Source organism: Pseudomonas sp. AGC41, assembly GCF_057334555.1.
This window is the reverse complement of the sequence record NZ_JBHFJB010000054.1, coordinates 6,134-9,869: the sequence shown is the minus strand read 5'-3', so window position 1 is coordinate 9,869 and position 3,736 is coordinate 6,134. Positions and strand designations below refer to the sequence as shown.

Annotated in this window: 3 protein-coding genes; all 3 read left to right on the top strand. The window is 63.9% G+C overall.

Going from position 1 to position 3,736, the window contains the following annotated elements; all coding sequences use genetic code 11:
• Positions 1–156: 156 nt before the first annotated feature.
• From pvdM to ACE04F_RS10995, 3 genes are read left to right on the top strand one after another with little or no spacing between them, the layout of a single operon-like run.
• Positions 157–1,524 carry a pyoverdine-tailoring dipeptidase-like protein PvdM gene (gene pvdM / locus ACE04F_RS11005; protein WP_486106616.1) on the top strand — a complete coding sequence of 456 codons (1,368 nt, stop codon included), beginning with the start codon at positions 157–159 and terminating at the stop codon, positions 1,522–1,524.
• The gene (pvdN, locus tag ACE04F_RS11000; protein WP_486106614.1) at positions 1,524–2,804 is read left to right on the top strand and encodes a pyoverdine-tailoring periplasmic protein PvdN; all 1,281 of its coding nucleotides are present in this window, start codon (positions 1,524–1,526) and stop codon (positions 2,802–2,804) included. Before pvdM ends, pvdN begins: the two co-directional genes overlap by 1 nt.
• Before the next feature lie 20 nt (positions 2,805–2,824).
• A complete protein-coding gene (locus tag ACE04F_RS10995; RefSeq protein ID WP_486106612.1) occupies positions 2,825–3,700 on the top strand; it encodes a formylglycine-generating enzyme family protein in 876 nt (291 codons plus the stop codon).
• The last annotated feature ends 36 nt before the right edge of the window (positions 3,701–3,736 follow it).

Sequence of the window (3,736 nt, the reverse complement as noted above, 5' to 3'; positions counted from 1 at the left end):
CGCTCCCACCGGTGGATTGCATTCCAAGGTGGGAGCGAGCCTGCTCGCGAAGAGGCCCTCAAGGGCGCCTAAATTTCCCCGCCGACCACTCGTTCCCCCCAGATAGCAAAGGCCCCCGCGCCTGTCCTTCCAAGGCGAACCAGACTGAGATCGGCAATGACCACACCACGTTCGAAAAAGGCTCTTTTCACCGGCGTATCCCTGGCCCTGGCGCTGGTCGTCGGTGGTGGGCTCGCGGCCTGGGACCATTGGTGGCGGGACAATCCCGGCTATCCGGTCAAGGTGATGAAAGAAGCCCGGGAGTTGCACAAGCGCCTGTTGTCCTTCGACAGTCACGTCACCGTACCGCTGGATTTCGGCACCGCCGGCAATGAAGCGGACAAGGACGGCAACGGCCAGTTCGACCTGGTGAAAGCCAATCGCGGTCACCTCTCCGGCGCCGCGCTGACCATATTCGGCTGGCCCGAACTGTGGAACGGCCCCAACGCGCCGCACAAGCCCACCGCCGGCTTCGTCGAGGAAGCGCGCAACCAGCAGGAAGTGCGCTACAAGATCATCACCGGCATGGTCCGGGATTTCCCCAACCAAGTCGCCATCGCCTACACCCCCGACGACTTCCGCCGCCTGCACGGCGAAGGCAAGTTCGCGATTTTCATCAGCATGCTCAACGCCTATCCCCTCGGCCACGACCTGAGCCTGCTGGACCTGTGGACGGCGCGGGGCATGCGCATGTTCGGCTTCAGCTACATCGGCAACAACGACTGGGCCGATTCTTCGCGACCACTGCCGTTCTTCAACGATTCGCCCGACGCCCTCGGCGGCCTCTCGGACATTGGCAAGCAAGCGGTGAAACGCCTGAACGACCTGGGCGTGATCATTGACGTATCGCAAATGTCGACCCTGGCCCTGGAGCAAGTCGCACAACTGAGCCGCACCCCATTGGTTGCTTCCCACTCGGCACCACGGGCCATGGTGGACATTCCGCGCAACCTCAGCGACAAGGAAATGCAGCTGATCAAGGCCAGCGGTGGCGTGGTGCAGATTGTCGGTTTCTCCCAGTACCTGCGGCCGCTGACACAAAAGACCCAGGACAAACTCAACGACCTGCGCAAGCGCTTCGACCTGCCGCCGCTGCCCAACCTGGCGATGGCGCTGATGCCCGGCGATCCGATCATCGCCGCGTGGCCGGAACAGCGATTCGGCGAATACGCCGGCCAGCTCTACGCCATTCTCGAAGAGGAACCCAAGGCCAGTCTCAAGGACCTGGGCGATGCCATCGACTACGCCGTGCGCAAGATCGGTATCGACCATGTCGGCATCAGCTCGGACTTCAACGAAGGCGGCGGCGTGAAGGGCTGGGAAGACGTCGGCGACATCCGCAACGTGACCGCCGAACTGCTGACGCGCGGCTACTCCGAAGCCGACATTGCCAAGCTCTGGGGCGGCAACTTCCTGCGCGTCTGGGACCAGGTGCAGAAAGCCGCCCAGCCAGCGATTGCCGCGACGCAGAAGGCAGCCCAGTGATGAACGAGCGCCGTACCTTTCTCAAGCAAGCCGGGGTCCTGACGGCCGGCCTGCCGTTTGCCGCCAGCCTGCCGTCCCTCGCCGCAGCCGATCCATTGCCGCCGCTGCCCCGGGACAAATGGGCGCAACTGCGCTCGTTGTTCAACCAGGACCCGGACTACCTGCACCTCGCCAATTTCCTCATCACCACTCACCCGCGTCCGGTGCGCGAGGCCATCGAACGCCACCGCGCCGCCCTCGATAAAAACCCGGGATTGTTGATGGACTGGGACCTGGGCGTCACCCAAGAGCACGAGGAAAACGTGCGGACCTGGGCCGGGCGCTACCTGCAAGCGACACCGAAACAGATCGCCCTGACCGGCAGCACCACCGAAGGCCTGGCGATGATCTACGGCGGAGTCCATGTACGGCCCGACCAGGAAATCCTCACCACCGCCCATGAACACTATGCCACCCACACCATCCTCGACTTGCGCAAGCAACGGGACGGCACCCGGGTGCGCAAGATCAAACTGTTCGAAAACGCCCGCGACGCCAGCGAGGCGCAAATCCTCACGGCCATCGACCGCAACATCCGCCCCGAGACCCGCGTACTGGGCATGACCTGGGTGCACTCGGGCAGCGGTGTAAAGCTGCCGATCGGCAAGATCGGCGCCCTGGTGGACAAGCACAACCAGGGCCGCGGCGATGAGCAGCGGATCGTTTATGTGGTGGACGGCGTGCACGGCTTTGGCGTCGAGGACCTGAATTTCCCGCAGATGAATTGCGACTTCTTTATCGCCGGCACCCACAAATGGATGTTCGGCCCGCGGGGCACCGGTGTGGTGTGCAGCCGCAGCGAAGAGGTCAGGTACGTCACGCCGATCATCCCGACCTTCTCCGAGGCGACGGCGTTTTCCACCACCATGACCCCGGGCGGCTACCACGCCTTCGAGCATCGCTGGGCGGCGGACGAGGCCTTCAAGCTGCATCTGCAACTGGGCAAGGCCGAGGTGCAGGCGCGCATTCACGCGCTCAACAGCTACCTGAAGAAACAACTGCTGGCGCTACCGCAGATCGAGCTGGTCACGCCGCTGAGCCCGGAGCTGTCGGCCGGCTTCACCTTCTTCCGGGTCAAGAATCGCAAGAGCGACGAGATCGCTGCCTACCTGCTGCAAAACCGCGCCATCGCCGACGCCGTGCACCGCGATGCCGGGCCGGTGATCCGCACCGCGCCGGGGCTGCTCAACACCGAAGTCGAGATCGACCGTTTCATGGCGCTGTTGAGCAAAACACTCTGATGACTGATCGAGAGCAATCGATGAACCGATTTTTACTGAAGACGCTTCCGGCATTGGCCCTCACCGCCCTGCTGCCCTCCAACGCCCAGGCCTCGCAACCGGGCCAGGTATTTCGCGACTGCAAGGACTGCCCGGAAATGGTCGTGCTGCCCACCGGCACCTTCCAGATGGGCACGCCGGACAACGAGGTCGGCCGCGAGCCCGACGAAGGCCCGATGCACCCGGTGACGTTCGACAAGCCGGTGGCAATCAGCCGCTTCCAGGTGCTCAAAGGCGAGTGGTTCGCCTACCTGCGCGACAGCGGCTACGTGATGCCTGATGGCGACAAGCGCCCCGGCCGCGCGTGCCAGGCCGGCGTCCCGGATTACCAGGGTAGCGATCCGCGCAAGCAGTACACCGACCGGCACCCGGCGGTGTGCATGGATTTCGCCGAGGCCAGCGCCTACGTGGCGTGGCTGTCAAAAAAAACCGGCAAGCCGTATCGGTTGGTCAGCGAGTCCCTGCGCGAATACGCAGCGCGCGGCGACAGCAGCGGCCCGTTTCCCTTCCCGTTCGATGAAGGCAAGGATTACAGCATCGCCCAGCACGCCAATACCTACGGCGCCGCCGATGGCTACAACTTCACCGCGCCGGCCGGCAGCTTCGCGCCCAACGCCTTCGGCGTGTACGACATGCACGGCAACGTCTACGAATGGACCGCCGATTGCTTCAACGAAAACTACCTCAATGCTCCAGGCGACGGCAGCGCCGCACTGACGGGCAACTGCAAGGTGCGGCGCATCCGTGGCAACGACTGGGGCGAAGCACCGGTGTTCTCCCGTTCGGGCAACCGCAACGCGGTGTTTTCCGATGCCCGCGGCGATTGGCTGGGGTTCCGGGTCGCCCGGGATATGTAGCTCAACCTGACCATCTGAAGACCCGCTTTTTGTGGC